The sequence below is a fragment of the Devosia aquimaris genome, from assembly GCF_020169335.1.
Lineage (GTDB): Bacteria > Pseudomonadota > Alphaproteobacteria > Rhizobiales > Devosiaceae > Devosia > Devosia aquimaris.
Genome location: NZ_JAIEZN010000001.1, coordinates 1,434,142 through 1,456,105, shown reverse-complemented (window position 1 = coordinate 1,456,105; position 21,964 = coordinate 1,434,142). Strand labels below are relative to the sequence as shown.

Below are 21,964 nucleotides of genomic sequence, written 5' to 3'. Positions count from 1 at the left end.
CGCAAGGGCGGGGGCAGGGCCGGTGCAGCAGGGCGATAGTCTGGAGACGGATCGGCTGGCTGCGCGTGCCGTGGCGCTGCCTTTGATGCCGGCGCCACCGACGGTGCCGCGCCGTCCATTCGATGTGCCGGTCACTCGGCTTTCATCGCTCCAGTCCGCGCTTTCAACGGCCATCGCCGGACGGCGTGTGTTCGTGCTTCTGCCCTTTGCGATGATCCTGGGGCTTGCTGGCTATGTGCAGCTTCCCGAGGAGCCCAGTCCGCTCGCGCTGGGCGGGTTGGTCCTGTTGGCGCTCGGTTTGCTGGGGGCTCTGCGCCGATCAATGCAGGTGCTTTGGGCTGGTTTGTTGACTGCGGCGCTGTTGGGCGCCTGCCTGCTTCCCATTCACGGCTGGCTGTTTGGCACACCCATGTTGGCGTGGCCCGCCTACGGGCTGTTCGAGGCCCGTGTCGACGAGATTGTCTCAGCCACCGATGGGGACAGGCGCGTCATCGTCACGGCGCTTCTGCCGCTTGATGGCACGCGGGCCGTGCCGATCCGCAAGGCGCGGTTGACCGTGCCGCCGCAGCCGCCGCTGGCGCCGGGCGACATCATCCGGGCGCGGATGCGGCTGGCGCCGGTGCCGGGCCCGATCCTGCCGGGAGCCTTTGACGGGCAGTTCCATGCCTATTTTGCCGGCGTTGGCGCCTATGGCTCTGCCACCAGCGATTTCGCCCTGGTGCAGGCCGGCTCAAGCTATGATCTGCTGCGCGGTGTCGAACTGCTGCGTATGGGCATTGGGCAGCGCATTGACGCGCAACTGGACGGTGTGTCGGCCGCCATTGGCCGGGCCATGGTGGTAGGCGACCAGAGCGCCATCAGCGACGAGACACGCTACTTCATGGCGCAGTCGGGGCTGGCGCATATCTATTCGATCTCGGGTCTGCACCTGTCGATCGTCGCTGGCGGCATTTTCTGGCTGTTGCGCTGGCTTCTGGCGGCAGTTCCCGCGACGACAGGCCGGCTGCCGGTCAAGCGCGTCGCTGCCGTGGCGGGCCTGCTGGCCGCAATGGGCTATATGCTGTTGGCCGGCGGGCTGGCCAATGTGCCGGCGCTTCGTTCAGCGATGATGCTCGGGCTGATTTTTGGTGCCGTGCTGGCGGGGCGGCAGGCGCTGACCATGCGCAATGTGGCCATTGTCGCCGTCGTCATTATCGCCATCGACCCGGCCAGCGTGTTCCGCGCCAGTTTCCAGCTGTCCTTCGCCGCAGTGGTGGCCCTCATCGGCGTCTACGAGATGCCGCGGCAGAGCCTGCCCGTTCTGCGCTCGTGGCCTGGGCGGCTGTGGGACACAGTCTGGGCGACGGCGCTGACCAGCCTGATCGCCGGTGCGGCGACGCTGTTGTTCTCGGCCTATCATTTTCAGCAAACCGCGCCGCTGGGCGTGATCAGCAATGTGCTGGTGCTGCCGGTGGTTGGCCTCATCATCATGCCCTTTGCCGTGCTGTCGGTGCTGGCCATGCCGCTGGGGATAGAGGCGCCGTTCCTCCTTATGATGGGCTGGGGCATTGATCGGATGGTTGACGTCGCCACACTGGTCGCAGGGTGGAGCGAGAACTGGACGGGTAACCCGTTGCTGACCGGTTGGGCTCTGCTGATCGGCCTGGTTGCCCTGGGCTGGTTTGCCTTCTTTCCAGGGCGACTACGCTTCCTGGGTCCGGCTGCGGCATTGCCGCTGGTGCTGATCGCCGGACTTGAAGCGCGCCCTGATGTGCTGGTCGCCGACAGCACGCAGGCCGTGGCCGTGCGGACGCAGGACGGCATGGGGTTGATCAGCGGGAGCGCCAACAGCTTCGTGGTGCAGGCCTGGATCGACCATTATCAGTGGGACATCACGGAGGGCTTTGCAGACCTTGGCTGCGACAGCCTGGGCTGCATCGCCCACACCCCCGACTTCAGCATTGCCGTGGTCAAGAACACGGCGGCCTTTGTCGATGACTGTGGTGCTGTGGATCTGGTCATTGCCCGCATGGACGTGCCGCGCTTCTGTAGCGGCAGTCAGATCATCGATGCCGATACGCTGGCCAGAGGCGGGGTGCAGTGGCTGGCATGGGACAGGGCAGCGGCGCGGTTTATTATCCGCGCCGCCATTCCAAGTATCACGAGGCCCTGGCGAGTCGTGCCACGGTGACGCCGGCGGGCGTCATCTCTGCCGAGCCCAGCGCGTAGCCGGCCTCGTCGCTGGCCGGCACCAGAGTGGCCGCGTGGGCGCCGTAGTTGACATAGATGCGGAAGCCATCGCGCGTGCGGCAGCGGACGCCGGCGGGCAGGGCCAGCGTCGGCAGGTCGGCTTCGGCGATCAGATAGTCCACCACGCGCTGCACCAGCGCCTTGGTGCCAGCGGCACCGAGGTAGAACAGCTTGCCCTGCGACATCAGCACCGGCCAGCCTTCGACGTCCTCGAAGATCACATTGGCCTTGGTCTCGATGCGCTCGCGCCAGTGAGTCACGGCACCGCCGCCCTTGACCTCGACTTCGACGGCCGGATTGATGCTGTCGATGCGCATCACCTTGACGTCGAGCAGGTTGGCGGCCAGGTCGGGGGCCAGCCGTGCCGGGATGGAGAAGTTCTCCGTCTTTGAGCCGGTGCGCGGTCCGATCAGCAGGTGACCTTCAAAGGATTCGACGGCCGATCGCAGATCGTCATTCCAGCTGAACAGTGCCGGAATGGCGACGATGTCATAGCCGGCAAAGCTCTTGGTGTGGGGCGAGATGATATCGATGTCCACGCCATGCTTGCGGAAGGCGGCGTAGATGCCGCGCACATGGGCGCCATGCGAGAAGCCATCGGCCTGGGGCTGGATCTGCCAGGCCCATTCGCTCTCATAGTCATAGACGATGGCGACGCGGCCTTTGTTTGCCGTACCGGCGAGACCGATCTGCTTGAGTTCGCGGGCGACCTGGGAGGCTTCGTCATAGGCCGGCGCCGGTTCGCTATCGGGGCGCAGCAGGCCGGCGTGCATCTGTTCCTGCGCGAAGGGCGCCTGGCGCCAGCGGAAATAGGACACCACTTCGGCGCCATGGCCAAAGGCTTCCCAGGCCCAGAGACGGGCCATGCCGGGCAGGGGATCGGGATTGTGCGTGGCCCAGTTCACCGGACCGGGCTGCTGCTCCATGATCCACCAGCGGCCATGGCCGACGGTGCGGTAGAGGTCGTGGTAGAAGGCCTGGAAGTCCGGCTCGCCCTGGCGCATGTAGGCGCGCTTGACCTCGTCGGACTCCGGACCGCCATCGAGATGGCCGAGCGGGTAGGCGTCCCAGGCGGCGACATCGAGGGTTTCCGCCAGGTCATAGTGATCGAAGTCGACAAAGCGGCCCATGAAATTGTGGATCACCGGCAGGTCCGGGCGACGGGCCTTGAGGATGTCATACTGCACCTTGTTGAAGGCGCTGACCTGATCAGAGGAGTAGCGGCGGAAATCGAGCAGATGGGCCGGGGCGCCATCGGTGACCAGCAGGTGCGGGAGCTCGATCTGGTCGAAACGGTCATAGTCCATCGACCAGAACACTGCGCCCCAGGCGGTGTTGAGCGCCTCGATGGAGCCGTACTTCTGTTCCAGCCAGCGCTGGAAGCCCTCTTTGGCGGCTGGCGAATAGGACAGCGTGGTCTGGTGGCAGCCGTATTCATTGTCAGTCTGCCAGCCGGCAAGCGCCGGGTGGTCGCCAATCGCGTCCGACAGCAGGCGCACGATGCGGGCACATTCCTCGCGGTAGCCGAGGTGGGAGAAATCATAGTGGCGGCGCGAACCGAAGCCACGACGTCGACCCTGCACGTCCACGGCAAGCATGTCGGGAAGCTTGTCGACGACCCAGCGCGGCGGCGTGGCCGTCGGGGTGCCGAAGATCACCTTGAGGCCATGACGGCCCAGCACATCCATGGAGCGGATCAGCCAGTCAAACTGCAGCTGGCCGGGCTTGGGCTCCAGGCGCGACCAGGCGAATTCGCCGATGCGGACATATTTGATGCCGACTTCGGCCATGCGGGCGGCGTCGGTTTCCCAAACGTCTTCGGACCAGTGTTCGGGATAGTAGCAGACGCCAAGTGTAGGGGTGGTCATGGGCAAAAGTCTCAGAGAGTGATTTTGGCTTCGGGGAGGCCGGCGATGTCGAGGTCGATGACGAACAGGCCGCCGGCCACCTTCTCGGCAGCGAGCTGTTCGGCGCTCATGTTCTTGTTGGCCGTGGTGATGAACAGCGTCTTGAGGTCCTTGCCGCCAAAGGCGGGGCAGGTGACCTGGCTGACGGGCACATCGATGATGCGGTCGACGCTGCCATCGGGCGCATGGCGCACGACGCAGCTGCCGCCCCAGCGGGCGTTCCAGAGGTAGCCTTCGCTATCGATCACCGCACCATCGGGATAGCCGGGTTGGTCGGAAACGTCGGCAAACAGTGTCCATTCGCCAATGGGCATGCCGGTATCCGGGTCGGTTGCGCACTGCATGATGCGGCGGGTGGGGGTATCGGTCCAATAGGCGATGCGGCCGTCCGGCGAGAAGCAGGTGGCGTTGGGAATGGCCACATCGCTCTTGAGCGTGGTCAGCACGCCTCCCCGGTAGTGGTAGACCGCGCCAATGGGCGCTTCCTCGGCGCCGCGGTCCATGGTGCCGATCCAGAAGGCGCCCGAGGGATGCACACGGCTGTCATTGGTGCGGGTGGCGGGCTTGTCGGCCTCGATCTCGTTGATGCGGTTCATGCCGCCAGTGGCGAGGTCGAAGACCTTGAGGCCGGTGTCTGTGGCCAGCGCCAGCGTGTCATCATCGACGATGGCGGCAGCCGCGACGGTCTCGTTGAACATCCAGCTGTCGGCGAATTCGCCATCGGCCGTCACGGCGAACAGCGTCTCGTTGTTGATGTCGAAGAAAAACAGCTGCTGGCGTCCGGGGTGCCAGATCGGGCCTTCACCCAGGGCGCATTGGCTGTCGATCAGAAGACGGGCGGTCTGGTTCATGCTGGCTTCCCCGCGTCATAGGCGGCCACTGCGGCGGCCGCGCGCTCGGCCACCTGGCTGGCATCCATGCCGGGCTTGTAGATATAGGTGCCCAGGCCAAAGCCGGCGCAGCCGGCGGCGAAATACTCGTTGAAATTGTCCGGGTTGGCGCCGCCCACGGCATAGAGCGGCAGTTCGGGCGGCAGCACCGCCTTCATCGCCTTGATGCCCTTGGGCCCCAGAACCTCAGCCGGGAAGAATTTCAGCCCAGTGGCACCCGCCTTGACGGCACGGAAGGCATCGGTGGGGGTGAAAACGCCGGGGAAGGAGAACATGCGCAGGCGGACGGTTTCCTCGATCACCTGCTTGTTGGTGTCGGGCGAGACCACAAAGGTGCCGCCAGCGTCGGAAACGGCCCAGACCTGCTTCTTGCTCAGCACGGTACCGGCGCCGATGGCCGAGCGATCGCTCAGGGCATTGGAGGCCATGGCGATGGAGGTGAAGGCGTCGGGCGAGTTGAGCGGCACCTCGATCATGGTGATGCCGGCATTGATGAGCGCCTCGCAGACCGCAATGGTCTCGCCCGGTGTGATGCCACGCAGAATGGCAATGAGGTGGCGATGGTCCATGGTCTACTCCTAAACGGTTCGGCCGCGCGCGGCCTTGAGGCCGGCCAGCACGATCTTGGTGGTGTCCTGCGGCACGCCGGTGGCGCCGATCATGGCTAGCACCTGGGCATAGAGACCGCACAGGGCCGGCGAGCCGATCAATGGCACGGGTTGCTCACCAATCAGATGACGATTGCTGCCCACCTCGGTGCCGATCAGCAGCCCCGAGAGATAGCCCGCGCACCAGTCCGGCTGGCGGTCGGAGAGCAGGGCGCTGGCGCGCACCTTGAACAGCGTGCCCAGCAGCTGATCGGGATGATCCAGACCGGCTCTGGCGCCCGCGACGAAGCCGGCGCTGCGGCCGGGCCCGTCGAGATCGCCATTGAGCGAATGACGCAGTACAGACTGGCTGCGCAGCAGTTCGAACATTTCCCCGGTCATGGCCGTCGAGAAGTGGCCGATGCGGGTGCCGTCGAGGCGGGCCCATTTCGAATGGGTGCCCGGCATGCAGACTATGCCGGCAAAATCGGGATGCAGCGCCGCCAGGCCCAGCAACTGGGTTTCCTCGCCGCGCATCACGTCGTCGCTGCCGCCACGCTGGCAAACGCCAGGGAGGATGGCAGGCGCCAGGCGCGGGTCGGGCATGGCGGGCCGCACGGCGCCGGCATAGAGATTGGCGAGATCGGTGGGGGCCTCGAGATAGGGGGCCTCAAGCCAACCCTGGCGAGCACCGGCCATGCCGCAGATCAGCACCTCGATCGGACCGCCGCCGGCGCTGGTGACGCCATCGAGCAGTTCCGTCAGCGCGGTGGGAAACTCCTCGCGTGTGAGCTTGCCCATGCCCTTGGGCGAGCTGCGCTCGACCGCAACATTGCCGTCCTTGTCGATGCCCCAGGCGCGCAGATTGGACGTGCCCCAATCCACCGCAATCCAGTCCACTAAATCCGTCACGAATGCCTCGCTGATGCCCGATAGCCGGCGCGACCCTACTGGCTGGGGGCGCTTTCATAAAGCCGGAATCGCACGTGCCAGCGGGTGGCACAAAAGCGGCATCGCATGGGCGCGTCTCCTCGATTGGTAAGGTTTTCGGGGCGTTCCGGCAGATCGGCCGGCGCTGTGAACCGGGAAATCGCATAAGTATGATTTTTCTGCGGTTTCCCATTCACAGCACCGCCAGCCATGATAGAAAGAGGCTAAACCGGACGCTGCTCTGCTGCGTCGGGCAGCAGCAAGGAAAGATCAAAATGACGGCAGGAAACGGCGGTACAGCGCCCAAGAAGTTGCGCTCGCGCGCCTGGTTCGACAATCCCGAAAACCCGGACATGACCGCGCTTTACCTCGAGCGCTACATGAATTTCGGCGTTTCGCGCGAAGAGCTGCAGTCGGGCAAGCCGATCATCGGCATCGCCCAGACCGGTTCTGACCTCAGCCCCTGCAACCGGCACCACATGGTCCTGGCCGAGCGCGTGCGCGAAGGCATCCGTGAAGCCGGTGGCATCGCCATCGAGTTCCCGGTGCATCCGATCCAGGAAACCGGCAAGCGTCCCACCGCTGGCCTTGACCGCAACCTGGCCTATCTGGGCCTGGTCGAAGTGCTCTATGGCTATCCTCTGGATGGCGTGGTGCTGACCATCGGCTGCGACAAGACCACCCCGGCCATGCTGATGGGCGCGGCGACCGTCAATATTCCGGCGATTGCCCTGTCGGTTGGCCCGATGCTGAACGGCTGGCACAAGGGCGAGCGCACCGGCTCTGGCACCATCGTGTGGAAGGCGCGCCAGATGATGGCCGCTGGCGAGATCGACTATGCCCAGTTCATCGAGCTGGTGGCGTCGTCCGCCCCCTCGACCGGCTATTGCAACACCATGGGCACGGCCTCGACCATGAACTCGCTGGCCGAGTCGCTGGGCATGCAGCTGCCCGGTTCGGCGGCGATTCCCGCGCCCTATCGCGATCGCCAGGAAATGGCCTATCGCACCGGCAAGCGCATCGTGGACATGGTGCATGAGGACCTCAAGCCGTCCGACATCCTGACCAAGGACAATTTCATCAACACCATCGTGGTCAATTCGGCCATCGGTGGCTCCACCAATGCCCCGATCCACATCCAGGCCATTGCCAAGCACATCGGCGTCGAGCTGGACCTGCAGGACTTCCAGACCTATGGGCACAAGGTGCCGCTGCTGGTGAACCTGCAGCCGGCCGGCGAATACCTGGGCGAGGACTTCTACCATGCCGGCGGCGTGCCGGCGGTGGTCAACGAACTGATGAGCCAGGGCCTGATCCGCGAGAATGCGCCCACCGTCAACGGCAAGACCATTGGCGAGAACTGCAAGACGACGACGATCCAGGACGACAAGGTCATCCGGCATTTCGACAATCCGCTCAAGACTGAAGCCGGGTTCCTGGTGCTGCGTGGCAATCTGTTCGACAACGCCATCATGAAGACATCCGTGATCTCGTCCGAGTTCCGTGATCGCTACCTCAACAACCCGGCCAATCCCGGTGCGTTTGAAGGCAAGGCGGTGGTGTTCGATGGTCCGGAGGATTACCATCACCGCATCGACGATCCGTCGCTCGAGATCGACGAGAACACGCTGCTGTTCATGCGCGGCGCCGGTCCGATCGGCTATCCGGGTGCGGCCGAAGTGGTCAACATGCGGCCACCGAGCTATCTGATCAAGAAGGGCATCACGGCGCTGGCCTGTATCGGTGACGGTCGCCAGTCGGGCACGTCGGGCTCGCCGTCGATCCTGAACGCCTCGCCGGAAGCGGCGGCGGGTGGCAATCTCGCCATTCTGCGCACCGGTGACCGCGTGCGGATCGATCTCAATACCGGTCAGGCGAACATCCTGATTTCCGACGAAGAGATCGCCAAGCGCCGGACCGATCTGGAATCGATGGGGGGCTACAAGTTCCCCAAGAGCCAGACGCCGTGGCAGGAAATCCAGCGTGGTATCGTCGGCCAGCTCGGCGACGGCGCCATTCTCAAGCCTGCCGAAAAGTACCAGCGCATCGCCCAGACGAACGGCGTTCCGCGCGACAACCACTGATCGAGAGGTCAGCTTCCGGTTACCCGAAAGGCCCGCCAGAGATGGTGGGCCTTTTTTTGTTTTGTGCCGGTCGAAGGGCGAAAGTGCCGCTCGTCGTGCGGAGTATGGTGGACAATGGGCCGCGCAGGCGGCGGCCAGGGAAGGAAAAGAACCATGTTGTTGAAGGACAAGACGGCTCTCGTCTATGGGGGCAGCGGTGCAGTCGGTGGGGCGGTCGCCAGGGCCTATGCGCGCGAAGGCGCGCATGTGGTGCTGGCCGCGCGCAACAGGGCGCCCATGGAAGCGGTGGCGGAACAGATCGCGGCCTCGGGTGACCGCGCCGAGGTGACGACTGTCGATGCGCGCGACCCCCAGTCGATCCGGGAGCATCTGAATGAGGTGGCCGGTCGGGTCGGGCCCATCAAGGTCATGTTCAACGGCACCTTCTGGGACGATGTGCAGGGCAGCCACATGGCGGAGATGGGATTTGACGCCATGATGGCGCCGATCCTGGGCGGTCTGACCACCTGGTTCCACACCGGGACGATCATGGCCCAACACATGGCCGCCAATGGCGGTGGGGTGATCGTGGGGATCACGGCCAATGTCGGTCGGGTCACCATGGCCAATGTTGGCGGCTTCGGCATTGCCTGTGCGGCGGTGGAGAATTTCCTGCGGCAGCTGGGCCAGGAAGAAGGTCCAAAGGGCGTGCGGGTGTGCTGGGTGCGCTCTCCGGGCTCGCCGGACGCGCCGGGCGTGCGCGACGCCTGGATGCAGCATGCCAAGGCGATCGGAAAGACCTTTGACGAGCTGTCAGAGGAATGGGGCAGCGGGGTGCCGCTCGGGCGCGTCACCGCGCTGGCGCAGGTGGCCGACGCAGCCGTGCTGCTCTCCAGCGATCTGGCGGCCGGCATGACGGCGACCTTTGCCAATGCCACCGGCGGGGCGCTGATCGACTGACGATTTTTGACTGGCCGGCATTCATTGGGGAGGACACCGATGCTGACTTTGCCTGAGACGATCACGCGGCCCGCGCAGGCCTATGCGTTCATCAAGTACACCGTGCCCATGGACAAGGTGCTGCAACCGGCCGACGAGGGCTTTCCGGTGCTGTTTGCCACGCTGGCCGAGCAGGGCATCGCGCCGGTCGGCCCCGCCTTTTACAACTACCGGCGCATCGACATGGCCACCACGCTCGATATCGAGGCTGGCGTAGCTGTGGCGCAGGCGGGCACGCCCACCGATCGGGTGCAGTTCGGCACGCTACCGGCCGGGCGCTTTGTCTCCCTGGCGTGGCACGGGCACCCCAACAAGCTCGAGCCGGTCACCGGCGTACTGATCGGCTGGGTGCGCCAGAGCGGGCAGGTGCTCGACATGGTCGAACGCAGCGACGGCGACCACTTCGCCTGTCGCCTTGAAATCTATGTGACCGACCCCGATGACGAGCCCGACATGGACAAATGGGTGACTGAACTGGCGTTCAAGCTGAAGGACTAGGGGTCAGCCGATCCAGGGCATCCCAGTCGCCCTGGTGGAGGAGCGCGTCAGCGAGGCGCTCCTCATAATCGCGGCGAGGAATTTCGATGCCGCCGAGCGAGGCCAGGTGATCGGTCAGGAATTGGGTGTCGAGCAGCACGAAGCCGCCGGCGTTGAGCCGGGCAACCAGATGCGCCATGGCGATCTTGCTCGCATTGGTGCGGCGATGGAACATGGACTCGCCGAAGAAGGCGCCGCCGATGGCCAGGCCATAGAGCCCACCGACCAGATCGCTGCCGTCCCAGACCTCGACGGTGTGGGCAATACCCCGGCTGAAGAGCTCGCCATAGACCTGGCGGATCGTGCCATTGATCCAGGTGGTGTCACGGTCTTCCCCCACCGTGGCGCAGCCGTGGATGATGGCAGCGAAGTCGGTGTCGACTTTCACGGTAAAGCCCGATTTGCGGATGGCCTTGCGTAGGCTGGTCGACAGGCGAAAGCCATCGAGCGGAATGACGCCACGGTGTTCCGGACTGACCCAGAACAGGTTTTCGTCTTCGGCGTCCTCGGACATGGGGAAGATGCCGGCGCTGTAGGCGCGGACGATCAATTCGGGCGTGATCTCGATGTCGAAGGGGTCGTGACGGCGCGACATGGCGGAACTCCGGAACGTCCAATCCTAACATCTGGGGCGGCGTCTTGCCATGCGACAGGACTGTCGTTTGCCATGGCGCCCGCGCATGGATCGTCCGGCGCCGCGATCAAAAGAAAAAGGGGTGCAGCGCACCCCTTTTGTATTTCGACAGTTTGGCCGTCAGGCCTTGTTCTCGGCCAGGAACTTTTCCAGCCAATGGATGTCGTAATTGCCGGCCAGAACGTCCGGCTCGCGAATCAGGCGCTGGAACAGCGGCAGGGTGGTCTTGATGCCGTCGATGACGAATTCGTCGATGGCACGGCGCAGGCGCTGCAGGCATTCGTCGCGGGTGCGGCCATAGACGATCAGCTTGCCGATCAGCGAGTCGTAATAGGGCGGGATCTTGTAGCCCTGGTAGACCGCCGAATCGACGCGCACGCCGACGCCACCAGCGGGGTGGTAGAAGGTGATGGTGCCGGGCGAGGGCGCAAAGGTCTGCGGGTCCTCGGCATTGATGCGCACTTCGATGGCATGGCCATAGAAGTTCACATTCTCCTGCTTCATGGACAGCTTTTCGCCCGACGCGACACGGATCTGTTCGTAGACGATGTCGATGCCGGTGATGCGTTCGGTGACGGGATGCTCCACCTGCAGGCGGGTGTTCATCTCGATGAAGTAGAAATTGCCGTTCTCGTAGAGGAATTCCACGGTGCCGGCGCCGGAGTACTTCAGCTTGCGCATCGCGGCGGCGCAGATCTCGCCGATCTTGTCACGCTCTTCCGGCTTGATGGTGGGGCCGCCGGCCTCTTCCCAGACCTTCTGGTGGCGACGCTGCAGCGAGCAGTCGCGCACGCCCAGATGGACGGCATTGCCCTGGCCATCGCCGAGCACCTGCACCTCGATGTGGCGCGGCTTGCCGAGGTATTTTTCCATATAGACCGAGTCATTGCCGAAGGCGGCCTTGGCTTCGGAGCGTGCGGTGGACCAGGCCACCAGCACATCGGCCTCGGAATGGGCCACCTTCATGCCGCGACCACCGCCACCGGCCGTTGCCTTGATCAGCACGGGATAGCCGATTTCCTTGGCGGTCTTAATCGCCTCGGCATCGGTTTCGACAGCGCCGGCGGAACCGGGCACGACGGGGATGCCCAGCTCGACGGCCGTCTTCTTGGCCGTGATCTTGTCGCCCATGATCTCGATATGGTGCGAGGAAGGTCCGATGAACGTCACCTTGTGCTCGGTGAGGATCTTGGCAAAGCGGGCGTTTTCGCTGAGGAAGCCATAGCCGGGGTGGACGGCATCGGCGCCCGTGATCTCGCAGGCCGCCATGATGGACGGAATGTTGAGATAGCTGTCCTTGGCGGACGGCGGGCCAATGCAGACGCTTTCGTCGGCAAGGCGCACATGCATGGCATTGGCGTCGGCGGTGGAGTGCACCGCCACGGTCTGGATGCCGAGCTCCTTGCAGGCGCGCAGGATGCGCAGAGCGATTTCGCCGCGGTTGGCGATCAGGACCTTCTGGAACATGAAGTCCCCCTTACTCGATGACGACGAGTGGCTCGCCGTATTCCACCGGCTGAGCATCCTGGACGAGGATGCGCGTGACGGTGCCCGAGCGATGGGCCGGGATCTGATTCATGGTCTTCATGGCTTCGATGATCAGCATGGTCTGACCTTCGGTCACCTTGGCGCCCACTTCAACAAAGGCCGGCTTGCCGGGCTCGGGCGAACGGTAGGCGGTGCCGACCATGGGGGAGGTGAGGGTGCCGGGGTTGGACGAGAGGTCTTCCACAGCGGCCGGAGCGGCGGCGGGCACGGAGCCGGCGGGCGTGACAGAGGCCGGTGCGGCCTGCGGGGCCTGCACATAGTGCTGCTGCGGCGGCGCGGCATAGGTCACGGCTTCGTTGGGATAGGAGCGGGTGACGCGGACCCGGAAATCCTCCTGCTCGATTTCGATCTCGGCGAGATCTTCCTTGTTGAGCAGTTCGGCGATGGCACGGATCAGGTCCTGATCCACTTGCGATGACTTGGTCATTCTTGTCGGTCTCCCGCGCGGTACGCGTTGATCGTTATTTGAGTTTCTCTGCGAGGGCTATGAGCGCCAGTCTATACCCGGTCACTCCAAACCCGCAAATGACGCCCAGTGCGGCGGCCGACACATAGGAATGGTGCCGGAATGCCTCGCGCTGGTGGATGTTACTGAGATGGACTTCGGCCACGGGCAGGCCCACAGCCTTGATCGCATCAGGGATGGCAATCGATGTATGGGAATAGGCAGCCGGATTTATGACGATGGCATCCGCCGTCTTGCGGGCATCCTGGATCCAGGTGACCAGTTCGCCCTCGTGGTTGGACTGTCTGAAATCGATGGTCAGGCCCAGTTCCGTCGCCGTCTGCTTGCAGAGCGTTTCGACGTCCTTGAGCGTGTGCGCACCATAGATGCCCGGCTCGCGGGTGCCGAGCAGGTTGAGGTTCGGGCCATTGAGGACGAGAACGCGCTTTGCCATTGTTTGTGCCTTGTGCACCGGGTCCGGATGCTGAAGCAAGCGCGGTTACACGAATTGCACCGAAAAGGCAAAGCGCCGCGCTTGCCGCGCGCGATCAGCCTTCGCAGGCGGTCTCGCCACAGGCGCGCATATTGGCGATGCGGCTGCGCAGTTCATCGAGCCCGATGGCGCCCGGAATGATCTCGTTGCCGATGATGTAGGTGGGCGTGCCGGTGATGTTGAGCGCCTTGGCGATCTCATAGGAGGTCTGGATGGTCTCGGCCACGGTTGGGGTGCCCATGTCGAGCTCGAGGGTCACCGGGCTCAGGCCGAGATTGGCGGCGGCGTCGAGCGCCACCTGCTTGTCCACCTTGCCGCGGCTGGTGAAGAGGGCCTCGTGGAAGCTCCAGTAGTCCACGTCGGCATCGCCCACCAGCACGGCCACGCGGGCCGCATCGATGGATTCGTTGGAGAGAATGGGGAATTCCTTGAGCACGACGCGCAGATTGGGGTCTTCGGCCAGGAGTGCAGCCATATCGGGCAGGGCCGAGCGGCAATAGCCGCAGTTGTAGTCGAAGAACTCGACCAGGGTAACGTCCCCATCGGGGTTGCCAAGCACGACCTGTCGTGGGTCGTTGAAGATCTTGTCGCGCATGGTGGCGATGGCGGAGGTGGCCTTGGCCTTTTCCTCGGCGCGCATCCTGGTGTCGAGCGCCACCGACATGCGCTGCAGGATGGTGGGGTCGCCCATGAGGAAGGATTCGATCATGGGGTTGATCTGGTCCTGGCTGATGGCCGCGACATCCTGTTGCGGGGCGGCGGGCTGCTCCGCCAGGCGCTTGGCATCATAGGCGGAGATGGCGGAATCGATCATGGCCTGCACGCTGGCCGTATCGGTCTCTGGCGCAGGCCGATTGAGCACCGAATAGCCCAGGGCGCCTGCAAGGATGCCGGCCAGGGCGACGAGGGCGATGGATACGCGCGACATGAGGGATTGAAACTCCGGAAGGATCTGTGCGCAGCCTTCTAGCAGACGCGATGCCAGTTTAGCACCCAGGAGTGAACGGCTTGCTCAGCGCCCCATCAAATGTTGTTGAGAGGGGGCGCCAATCAGGCTAGGCGATGCCGGAGCAAAGGGACCTGCCATGATCGATCCGACCACAGACGGGCTGATGCCGTTTCAGGCGATGGAAATCCTCAAGCGCGCCAAGGCGCTGGAGGCCACGGGCCGCAGCATCTGCCACCTTGAGGTGGGCGAGCCGGGCGCGCCGCCTGCGCCCAAAGTGCTCGAGGCGGTGCGCCAGGCGCTGCCGGCAGCGCAGGGCTATACCAATGCCAAGGGCCTGGCGGAACTGCGGGCCGGGCTGGTGGACTACTACCAGAGCCAGCACGGCGTGGCGGTGGATCCCGAGGCCATCATCTGCACCATGGGCTCGTCGTCCGGCTTCATCCTGGCGTTCCACGCCGCCTTCCGGCCGGGCGCGCGCATCGCGGTCACCCGCCCGGGCTATCCGGCCTATGTGAACACACTGCTGGGCCTGGGCTTTGGCGTGGCGGAAATTCCGGTGACCGCGGCCAATGGCTGGCGCCTGACCGGCGCCGATATCGCCGCAGCCCATGCGCGGGCGCCGTTCGACGGGCTGCTGTTTGCCAGCCCGGCCAATCCGACCGGCGCGGCGGTGGATCGTGCCGGCCTGCAGGAGATCGTCGAGACCTGCGCGCGGCTGGGCGTGACCTTCATTTCCGACGAAATCTACCATGGGCTGGATTATCGCGGCCCGTCGGTGAGCGCGCTTGAATTGACCGATCAGGCCATCATCATCAACAGCTTCTCGAAATACTACTGCATGACCGGCTGGCGCATCGGCTGGATGGTGGTGCCCGAGCGCTTCGTGCGCCGCGCCGAAATCCTGCAGCAGAACCTGTTCATTTCGGCGCCGACGCTGAGCCAGATCGCCGCCACGGTGGCGCTGGGCGAGCGCGACTATGCCGAGGAACAGAAGGCGGCATATGCAACCAACCGGTTACGGCTAACCGCAGGGCTGGCCGAGCTGGGCTTTGAGGTTGGCGCACCGTCGGATGGCGCCTTTTATGCCTATGCGGGGATTTCGGCCTTCTCCAACGACGCCATGGATTTCTGCGCGCGGATGCTGGACGAGGCCGGGGTGGCGGCGACGCCGGGCGTCGACTTCGACCGCACCGATGGGCATGGTTTTGTGCGCTTCTCCTATGCCGGGACGGGCACAAGCGTCGAGCAGGCCATCGAGCGCATGGGCGGCTGGCTACGACGGCGCTGAGCGGCATAGCGCATCGTTAAGCCCTTGCTGGCACGATTGGCGGGAGCAGGAAGGATTGGGAGGTCCGGACCATGCATACCCATCCCGCCGACCCCGGCATATTGGCCCATTGCGTGGCCATTGTGCGTGCCGGCAACGACACCGACGGCGCGGCGCTGATGCGACTGGCCGAGAAGCTGCGGTTTGGCGCTGTCGTGGGGCCGACGGTCAAGCTGGTGCCGCATGACTTCGACCACCGGTTGGTGTTCTTCCTGGTGCATTTTGATCTCGACACGGCTGCAAGGCGGCTGGTTCTGCAGGCTGTGCGGCAATCCGGAACAGTCAGCCTGAGCTATGCGCCGGTGGTGCTGTTCCTGCGCGAGGCCAAGCCGGACGAGGTGTTGGCCAATATCGAGCTGGGCTTTGACGATGTGATCAATGTGCCCGAGGACGGGCGGACGATCGCGACGCGGCTGGCTGCCCAGATCGGTCAGGAACATCTCTATATCGAGACGCGGCACTATCTGGGGCCGGATCGCCACCGGCTGGACAAGCATCAGCCCGTGTCGCCACACCGCAAGCCGGAGGAGCCGCATGCGCGGCTGACCATTCTGCGCACGGTGGAGGCGGGCGTGGCCATTGTGCGCCGCCAGGAGGCGCACAAGGCCCATTGAGCCGCAGCGCTAGCGCGGATTGGCGGCTGGTGCAAAGACCCGCAGACGGTGCCCGTCGGGGTCGGCGGCGACAAAGGTGAACCCGAAATCCATGGTCGTGGGCTGCTGCAGGATTTCTGCCCGGGTCTGCCAGTCGGCATAGGTCGCCCGCACATCGTCGTCGGTGGCGTGGCTGAAGGTGACTTCGACGCCGCCTGCGGGCTTGGGGGCCGGGACGATGTCTTTGGCGATCCAGAGGCCCAGCTTGAGGCCATTGGGCAGCACATAGAGCACGAAGGTGGGCGAGTTTTCCACGGGTTCGCGGCCGAGCAGGGCGGTGTAGAAGCGGGCGCTGGCAGCGGGGTCGGCGACGGCGAGCAGGATGTAGTTGAGGGTCGGCATGGGATGTCTCCTTGGGTATGGGGAGACCCTAGCCAACGGCGCTGTCAGTTTTCGGCAGTGGCTGTCAGGGCTGCGGCGGCACGGCGTTGATGGCGCGCCATTCCTTGAGCATGACGCCACGGCGCCGCGGGTAGCGATCCGCCAGCGTGGTGAGCGCGGTGATGCGGTCAATGCGGAAATGACGATAGGCCTGACGCAGTTCGCACCAGCCGGCGACCACGCGGGCTTCGTCGAAAAAGCCGATCAGGAAGGGCCAGATGGTGCGCTCGGTCTCTGCCCCATCGGGGCCACGATAGGTGATGGCCAGCTTGTGCTCGTTGCGGATGGCAAGGCGGATGAGACTGGCGTCAATCCGGGCGGGCGCTGGCGTGTTGCGGGCCACGAGGAGATTGGTGGCCTCGGCGCGTTCGCGCAGATCCTTGGGCAGGACGGCGGTGATCTTGGACAGGGCCTGCTGCGCTGACTGGCTCAGGCGATGGTCGTCGGAGCGCGCAGCGACCCAGCGTGAGCCGAGCACCAGGGCCTCGATTTCATCGGCAGAGAACATCAGCGGCGGCAGCGTGAAGCCGGGGCGCAGCACATAGCCCAGGCCCGGCTCCCCGACGATGTCGGCGCCCTGGCCCTGTAGCGTGGCAATATCGCGATAGAGCGTGCGGATGGAGATGCCCAGTTCCCGTGCAAGGTCAGGCCCGGTGACCGGCGTAGACCGGTTGCGGAGCAATTGCAGCAGATCGAGCAGGCGGCTGGTACGGGACATGGTGGCTCAAAAGCAAAGAGGCGGCCCAGGGGCCGCCTCTTGATCGTTCTAGCCGAGGCCGAGGCGGCGCTGCCACCAGCCGGCCTTCTTCTTGGGCTCGGGCTCTTCGCCGGCAGGCTTTTCAGCCGGTGCAGCACTGGAAGAGACCACGATGCCTTCGGCCGGCAGTTCCTTCTTGACGCGGCGCGACTTGGGCGCAGCCTCTTCTGCCGGCGCGGCAGCAGGTGCTGCGGGAGCCGGCTCGGGGGCAGCCACGGCTTCCGGCGCTGTGGCTTCAGCCGCCGCGGTCTCGGTTGCTTCAGCCTTGGGCTTGCGGGCACGCGGCTTGCGCTTGGGCTTTTCCTCGGCGGCCGCTTCAGGGGCGGCTGCATCGGCGGGAGCGGGTTCTGCGGTTTCCGCTGCCGGCGCTTCTTCGGAAGCTGCCGTCTTGCGGCGGCGAGTGCGCTTGGGCTTTTCGGCCGGGGCTTCTTCGGCCACGACCGGAGCCTCGACGGCCACTTCAGCCGCCTCGGCAGGTGCCTCGGCAACAGCGCTGGCCTCGGGTTCCGCTTCGACCGCTGCCTCGGTGGCATCGCTCACCACGGCAGCGACCGCGGCCTGTTCGCTGGACTCTTCGCCATCACGACGGTTGCGACGGCCACCGCGACGGCCGCGACGGCGGCGCTTGCGCAGTTCGCCCTCGCCCTGGGTTTCGCCAGCGGGACGTGCTGCGGCGTCTTCGCCATCCTCGCCCTCGGCCTCTTCCGCGTCGGCTTCGGTTTCGCCATCAACCGGTGCCGCCTGAGCGGCGCGCTGCTGCGGGCGGGCGCCATTGTCGTCACCACGATCGGCACCGCCACGACGGCGGCGACGGCGGCGGCGACGGCCGTTCTCGCCTTCGCCGGCTTCGGCGGCAGCCGGGCGGGCTTCGGCCTCGGTGTCTTCGTCTTCAGCCTCGTCGACGATATCATCGTCGATGTCGTCATCGATGACGGCGCTATCGACGCGGACATGCTCGGTGGCACGCTGTTCGGCATAGGCCATGACGCGGGCTTCGCCCTTTTCGATGGCGAACTGGTGCCCGGTCATCTTGCCGTCGGCGGTGATGGTGATCGAGAGCTGATTGCGCATCTCGAGCGCGATGAGGGTCTCGCGCTTGAAGTTGAGGATGTACAGGGCAACCTCGACCGGCACGCGGACGTTGATCGACTGGCCCTGGCGGCGCAGCACATGATCTTCAATGTGGCGCATGATCATCAGCGCCAGCGACTCGGTGGAACGCACAAGGCCGGTGCCATCGCACATCGGGCACTTGTGGGTGGAGCTTTCCACCACGCCAAAGCGGATGCGCTGGCGGCTCATTTCCATCAGGCCGAAATGGCTGATGCGGCCGACCTGGATGCGGGCGCGGTCGTCCTTGAGGCAATCCTTGAGCTTGCGCTCGACGGCCCGGTTGGAGCGGTTCTCCATCATGTCGATGAAGTCGATGACGATCAGGCCCGCGAGGTCGCGCAGGCGCAACTGGCGCGCCACTTCTTCAGCGGCTTCCAGATTGGTCTGGAGCGCGGTGTCCTCGATATTGTGCTCCTTGGTGGAGCGACCCGAGTTGACGTCGATGGAAACCAGCGCCTCGGTCGGGTTGATCACGATATAGCCGCCCGAGGGCAGGGTGACCGTGGGCGAGAACATCGAATCGAGCTGGGCTTCGATGCCGTACTTGGAGAACAGCGGCTGATCATCCTTGTAGAGCTGCACGTTCTTGGCGTGGCTCGGCATGATCATGCGCATGAAGTCCTTCGCCTCGGCATAGGCGTCGTCGCCGGCCACGAAGACTTCGTCGATTTCCTTGTTGTAGAGGTCGCGAATGGTCCGCTTGATCAGCGAGCCTTCCTCATAGACCAGGCAGGGAGCCTGGCTCTTGAGGGTGAGTTCGCGCACGCTCTCCCACAGGCGCATCAGATATTCGAAGTCGCGCTTGACCTCGGCCTTGGTGCGGGCTGCACCGGCCGTGCGCAGGATCACGCCCATGCCCTGGGGCACTTCGAGATCGGAGGTGATTTCCTTGAGGCGCTTGCGATCGGCCGCATTGGTGATCTTGCGGGAAATGCCGCCGCCACGGGCGGTGTTGGGCATCAGCACCGAATAGCGGCCGGCCAGGGACAGATAGGTGGTCAGGGCAGCGCCTTTGTTGCCACGTTCTTCCTTGACGACCTGCACCAGCATGACCTGGCGGCGCTTGATGACTTCCTGGATCTTGTAGTGCCGGCGATTGGGGCTCTGGCGGCGACGCTCGGGCACTTCTTCAAGCGCGTCCGCGCCACCGATGGATTCCACCGGTTCGGAATTGGCAGGCGCCTGCTCGATGTGGCTGGCATCTTCGTCACCATGGGCGTCGACGTCGCTGTCGCCTTCTGCCGCCGCTTCTGCGGGGGCAGGGGCTTCTTCGGCCTCATCGGCATGATCGTCGTCGTGCTCTTCGTCGCGCAGCAGGGCTTCGCGGTCGGCAACGGGGATCTGATAGTAGTCGGGGTGGATTTCGCTGAAAGCGAGGAAGCCGTGGCGGTTGCCGCCATATTCAACGAAGGCCGCCTGCAGGGACGGCTCTACGCGCGTGACCTTGGCGAGGTAAATATTGCCCCGCAACTGGCGGCGGGTCGCTGATTCGAAGTCGAATTCTTCGAGACGGTTTCCCTCAGTGACGACGATCCGTGTTTCTTCCGGGTGGATGGCATCCACCAGCATTCTCTTGGTAGCCATAGAAAACTCCGCGCGCTCGCGCGCCGACAAGAGGGTTCCGGATAGCCGGACCCCTTCTGGTGGCGCAGTGCGAGGCGAATGGTTTGGGGGTGGGTGCGCGCAAAAGCTCTGCCTCATGCGCGCCGGTATGATTGATCAGGGCCGAAAGATGCAGCATGGCAAAACGGCAATCGTCATGTTCGATCGCGTCGCGTCTTGTCCGCTTGCGGGCCATCTGACCTCTTCCTATTGGGTTGTCCGCGACGTACATCACGCCGACAACCGTCCGGTCCGACAGGAACCGAAATTCGTAGCGAAGCGCTGGAAATGCCGCTTCTGAACCTGTCCCGGAGAATACTCTTCGCTCCCGGACGGCTCCCCTCCCGCGTCGCTGTGGTGGTCCAAAGACTGCCCAAACAGGTCTAGCGAGAAGCTCGCGCTTCCCCTCTAGCGTGTAGGGATGTTGCGACCGATTGGCAACAGGAAAGTCAGAATCCGAGCGCCCGGGCAAATTTATGTGCGCCGGTTGGCCACGCCTGCAAATCATCGCATAAGAGCGATCGCGCCGCAGAGTCGTGCCATCGGGCCGGCGTTGCGGCATCATCAAGTCTCCGGGGGCCGGCCTGCGCGTGTTCACACCATTCCGTCAAGTCCTGATGTCCGTGGCGCTGGTGCTGGCGACGCTGGCATTGGGCCCGATGCCAGCGGCTGCGCAGGATGCCGCGGCCAGCGCGACCGCCGCCGAGGCGGCGCCCATCGGGCTGCCCAATGTTATGGATGTGCGGGTGACCGCGACGCCCGAACGGGCGCGGCTGGTGATTGACCTTGCCGCCAAGACCGAGTTTGCGCTGGTTTCGCTCGACAACCCCAATCGCCTGGCGATCGATGTGCGCGCAGCGACATTCTCCGTGCCCGAACCACTGGGGACGCCGGCGGGCGAGGGCATGATCGAGCAATACGAGGTTGAACAGGCTGGCCCAGACCGGGTGCGCACGACGCTGATACTCACCGGGCCTGCCCAGGTGCAGCAGGCCTATGTGCTCGACCCGTTCGAGGATCAGCCCGCCCGCCTGGTGGTGGACATCATTCCGGCGACAGCAGAGGAATTTGCCGCCAATGTTGCCAAGGATCTGGTCGCGTCGGCCAGCGTGCCGCAAGCGACCACCTCGACGCCCGCCGGCGGCTCCGAGCTGCCCATTGCAACACGACCGCTGGTGGTCATTGACCCGGGCCATGGCGGTATCGACAGTGGCGCCGAGGCGCTCAGCGGCGCCAAGGAAAAGGACATTGTCTTGGCCTTTTCCCTCAAGCTGCAGCAATTGCTGATCGCCTCGGGCCGGTTCGACGTGGCTTTGACCCGCGAGGACGATTCCTTCCTGCGGCTGGAAGAGCGGGTGGCGCTGGCGCGGGCCAACAAGGCCGACATCTTCATCTCCATTCACGCCGACAGTTTCCAGCAACCCGATATCCGTGGCGCCAGCGTCTATGTGCGCGACGAAAATGCGACCGATGTGCTGGACAAGTTGTTAGCTGAATCGGAGAATAAGGCTGACATTATCGCCGGATTTGCTGCACCGCAGATGGCGCCGGAAGTGGTCGATATCCTGCTCGACCTGATGCGGCGCGAAATGCGCCACCAGTCCTATACGCTAGCCGAGGACGTCGTGCGCCAGCTAGAGCCCAGCGTGACCATGCGGCGGTTCCCGGTGCGGCAGGCGGACTTCTTCGTGCTGCAAGCCCCTGATGTTCCATCGATTCTTGTCGAACTGGGCTTTCTGTCCAATGCGGACGACATGGCCAATCTGCTGCAGGGCGACTGGCAGGACCGGACGGCCGAGGCCTTGGCACGCGGCATATCGGCCTATTTCGACAGCCTGGCCAAGCAGCCGTGATGTGACATATCCATCACGTCTTGCCGGAAGCAGGCGCGGCCCTGCCGTGGCAACGCGTTGTGATGCC

General features: G+C 64.7%; 19 protein-coding genes. 7 read left to right on the top strand and 12 right to left on the bottom strand.

The window, feature by feature from the left end:
• The first annotated feature begins 22 nt into the window (after positions 1-22).
• Complete coding sequence (locus tag K1177_RS06960; protein WP_224702574.1) at positions 23-2,170, top strand: ComEC/Rec2 family competence protein; 2,148 nt, start codon at positions 23-25, stop codon at positions 2,168-2,170.
• On the opposite strand, the gene K1177_RS06955 is transcribed toward K1177_RS06960, so the two are convergent.
• The 4 genes from K1177_RS06955 to K1177_RS06940 are packed head-to-tail and all read right to left on the bottom strand — an operon-like array spanning position 2,139 to position 6,525.
• Positions 2,139-4,097 carry a beta-galactosidase gene (locus K1177_RS06955; RefSeq protein ID WP_224702573.1) on the bottom strand — a complete coding sequence of 653 codons (1,959 nt, stop codon included), beginning with the start codon at positions 4,095-4,097 and terminating at the stop codon, positions 2,139-2,141. The genes K1177_RS06960 and K1177_RS06955 overlap by 32 nt on opposite strands.
• Positions 4,098-4,108: 11 nt before the next feature.
• Positions 4,109-4,987 carry an SMP-30/gluconolactonase/LRE family protein gene (locus K1177_RS06950; RefSeq protein WP_224702572.1) on the bottom strand — a complete coding sequence of 293 codons (879 nt, stop codon included), beginning with the start codon at positions 4,985-4,987 and terminating at the stop codon, positions 4,109-4,111.
• Positions 4,984-5,595: a 2-dehydro-3-deoxy-6-phosphogalactonate aldolase gene (locus K1177_RS06945; protein ID WP_224702571.1), complete on the bottom strand. Its 612-nt coding sequence runs from the start codon at positions 5,593-5,595 to the stop codon at positions 4,984-4,986. Before K1177_RS06945 ends, K1177_RS06950 begins: the two co-directional genes overlap by 4 nt.
• A gap of 9 nt (positions 5,596-5,604) precedes the next feature.
• Positions 5,605-6,525: a 2-dehydro-3-deoxygalactonokinase gene (locus K1177_RS06940; protein ID WP_224702570.1), complete on the bottom strand. Its 921-nt coding sequence runs from the start codon at positions 6,523-6,525 to the stop codon at positions 5,605-5,607.
• 293 nt (positions 6,526-6,818) lie between these two features.
• On the opposite strand from K1177_RS06940, the gene K1177_RS06935 reads away from it, so the two are divergent.
• The 3 genes from K1177_RS06935 to K1177_RS06925 all read left to right on the top strand — a co-directional run bounded on the left by K1177_RS06935 (position 6,819) and on the right by K1177_RS06925 (position 10,103).
• Positions 6,819-8,627 carry an IlvD/Edd family dehydratase gene (locus K1177_RS06935; RefSeq protein WP_224702569.1) on the top strand — a complete coding sequence of 603 codons (1,809 nt, stop codon included), beginning with the start codon at positions 6,819-6,821 and terminating at the stop codon, positions 8,625-8,627.
• A 153-nt stretch (positions 8,628-8,780) separates the two neighbouring features.
• A complete protein-coding gene (locus K1177_RS06930; RefSeq protein ID WP_224702568.1) occupies positions 8,781-9,566 on the top strand; it encodes an SDR family NAD(P)-dependent oxidoreductase in 786 nt (261 codons plus the stop codon).
• Positions 9,567-9,605: 39 nt separating this feature from the next.
• On the top strand, positions 9,606-10,103 hold the full coding sequence (locus K1177_RS06925) for a GyrI-like domain-containing protein (RefSeq protein ID WP_224702567.1): 498 nt from the start codon (positions 9,606-9,608) through the stop codon (positions 10,101-10,103).
• Here K1177_RS06925 and aat read toward each other — a convergent pair.
• The 5 genes from aat to K1177_RS06900 form a co-directional block, all read right to left on the bottom strand.
• The gene (gene aat, locus K1177_RS06920) at positions 10,087-10,737 is read right to left on the bottom strand and encodes a leucyl/phenylalanyl-tRNA--protein transferase (protein WP_224702566.1); all 651 of its coding nucleotides are present in this window, start codon (positions 10,735-10,737) and stop codon (positions 10,087-10,089) included. The genes K1177_RS06925 and aat overlap by 17 nt on opposite strands.
• Before the next feature lie 159 nt (positions 10,738-10,896).
• Positions 10,897-12,243, bottom strand: a complete 1,347-nt coding sequence (gene accC, locus K1177_RS06915; RefSeq protein WP_224702565.1) for an acetyl-CoA carboxylase biotin carboxylase subunit — start codon at positions 12,241-12,243, stop codon at positions 10,897-10,899.
• Positions 12,244-12,253: 10 nt separating this feature from the next.
• Positions 12,254-12,751: an acetyl-CoA carboxylase biotin carboxyl carrier protein gene (gene accB, locus K1177_RS06910; RefSeq protein ID WP_224702564.1), complete on the bottom strand. Its 498-nt coding sequence runs from the start codon at positions 12,749-12,751 to the stop codon at positions 12,254-12,256.
• Positions 12,752-12,785: 34 nt separating this feature from the next.
• Entirely contained in the window at positions 12,786-13,223 is a 438-nt protein-coding gene (gene aroQ, locus K1177_RS06905) for a type II 3-dehydroquinate dehydratase (protein ID WP_224702563.1), read from the bottom strand.
• A gap of 94 nt (positions 13,224-13,317) precedes the next feature.
• Positions 13,318-14,190 carry a DsbA family protein gene (locus K1177_RS06900; RefSeq protein WP_224702562.1) on the bottom strand — a complete coding sequence of 291 codons (873 nt, stop codon included), beginning with the start codon at positions 14,188-14,190 and terminating at the stop codon, positions 13,318-13,320.
• Positions 14,191-14,347: 157 nt separating this feature from the next.
• Here K1177_RS06900 and K1177_RS06895 point away from each other — a divergent pair, with 157 nt between their 5' ends.
• A complete protein-coding gene (locus K1177_RS06895; protein WP_224702561.1) occupies positions 14,348-15,499 on the top strand; it encodes a pyridoxal phosphate-dependent aminotransferase in 1,152 nt (383 codons plus the stop codon).
• A gap of 71 nt (positions 15,500-15,570) precedes the next feature.
• A complete protein-coding gene (locus K1177_RS06890; protein WP_224702560.1) occupies positions 15,571-16,152 on the top strand; it encodes a hypothetical protein in 582 nt (193 codons plus the stop codon).
• A gap of 9 nt (positions 16,153-16,161) precedes the next feature.
• On the opposite strand, the gene K1177_RS06885 is transcribed toward K1177_RS06890, so the two are convergent.
• The 3 genes from K1177_RS06885 to K1177_RS06875 form a co-directional block, all read right to left on the bottom strand.
• Positions 16,162-16,533: a VOC family protein gene (locus K1177_RS06885; RefSeq protein WP_224702559.1), complete on the bottom strand. Its 372-nt coding sequence runs from the start codon at positions 16,531-16,533 to the stop codon at positions 16,162-16,164.
• Between the two features lie 64 nt (positions 16,534-16,597).
• Entirely contained in the window at positions 16,598-17,290 is a 693-nt protein-coding gene (locus K1177_RS06880) for a helix-turn-helix transcriptional regulator (protein ID WP_224702558.1), read from the bottom strand.
• A gap of 48 nt (positions 17,291-17,338) precedes the next feature.
• The gene (locus K1177_RS06875) at positions 17,339-20,026 is read right to left on the bottom strand and encodes an Rne/Rng family ribonuclease (protein WP_224702557.1); all 2,688 of its coding nucleotides are present in this window, start codon (positions 20,024-20,026) and stop codon (positions 17,339-17,341) included.
• A 635-nt stretch (positions 20,027-20,661) separates the two neighbouring features.
• On the opposite strand from K1177_RS06875, the gene K1177_RS06870 reads away from it, so the two are divergent.
• On the top strand, positions 20,662-21,897 hold the full coding sequence (locus K1177_RS06870) for an N-acetylmuramoyl-L-alanine amidase (protein ID WP_224702556.1): 1,236 nt from the start codon (positions 20,662-20,664) through the stop codon (positions 21,895-21,897).
• Positions 21,898-21,964: the final 67 nt, after the last annotated feature.

Bases quoted from the DNA above. Each gene is read 5' to 3' on its own strand.
- K1177_RS06955 (WP_224702573.1), bottom strand. From the start codon at position 4,097: ATGACCACCCCTACACTTGGCGTCTGCTACTATCCCGAACACTGGTCC.
- K1177_RS06950 (WP_224702572.1), bottom strand. From the start codon at position 4,987: ATGAACCAGACCGCCCGTCTTCTGATCGACAGCCAATGCGCCCTGGGT.
- K1177_RS06945 (WP_224702571.1), bottom strand. From the start codon at position 5,595: ATGGACCATCGCCACCTCATTGCCATTCTGCGTGGCATCACACCGGGC.
- K1177_RS06935 (WP_224702569.1), top strand. From the start codon at position 6,819: ATGACGGCAGGAAACGGCGGTACAGCGCCCAAGAAGTTGCGCTCGCGC.
- K1177_RS06930 (WP_224702568.1), top strand. From the start codon at position 8,781: ATGTTGTTGAAGGACAAGACGGCTCTCGTCTATGGGGGCAGCGGTGCA.
- K1177_RS06925 (WP_224702567.1), top strand. From the start codon at position 9,606: ATGCTGACTTTGCCTGAGACGATCACGCGGCCCGCGCAGGCCTATGCG.
- aat (WP_224702566.1), bottom strand. From the start codon at position 10,737: ATGTCGCGCCGTCACGACCCCTTCGACATCGAGATCACGCCCGAATTG.
- accC (WP_224702565.1), bottom strand. From the start codon at position 12,243: ATGTTCCAGAAGGTCCTGATCGCCAACCGCGGCGAAATCGCTCTGCGC.
- accB (WP_224702564.1), bottom strand. From the start codon at position 12,751: ATGACCAAGTCATCGCAAGTGGATCAGGACCTGATCCGTGCCATCGCC.
- aroQ (WP_224702563.1), bottom strand. From the start codon at position 13,223: ATGGCAAAGCGCGTTCTCGTCCTCAATGGCCCGAACCTCAACCTGCTC.
- K1177_RS06900 (WP_224702562.1), bottom strand. From the start codon at position 14,190: ATGTCGCGCGTATCCATCGCCCTCGTCGCCCTGGCCGGCATCCTTGCA.
- K1177_RS06895 (WP_224702561.1), top strand. From the start codon at position 14,348: ATGATCGATCCGACCACAGACGGGCTGATGCCGTTTCAGGCGATGGAA.
- K1177_RS06890 (WP_224702560.1), top strand. From the start codon at position 15,571: ATGCATACCCATCCCGCCGACCCCGGCATATTGGCCCATTGCGTGGCC.
- K1177_RS06885 (WP_224702559.1), bottom strand. From the start codon at position 16,533: ATGCCGACCCTCAACTACATCCTGCTCGCCGTCGCCGACCCCGCTGCC.
- K1177_RS06880 (WP_224702558.1), bottom strand. From the start codon at position 17,290: ATGTCCCGTACCAGCCGCCTGCTCGATCTGCTGCAATTGCTCCGCAAC.
- K1177_RS06875 (WP_224702557.1), bottom strand. From the start codon at position 20,026: ATGGCTACCAAGAGAATGCTGGTGGATGCCATCCACCCGGAAGAAACA.
- K1177_RS06870 (WP_224702556.1), top strand. From the start codon at position 20,662: ATGTCCGTGGCGCTGGTGCTGGCGACGCTGGCATTGGGCCCGATGCCA.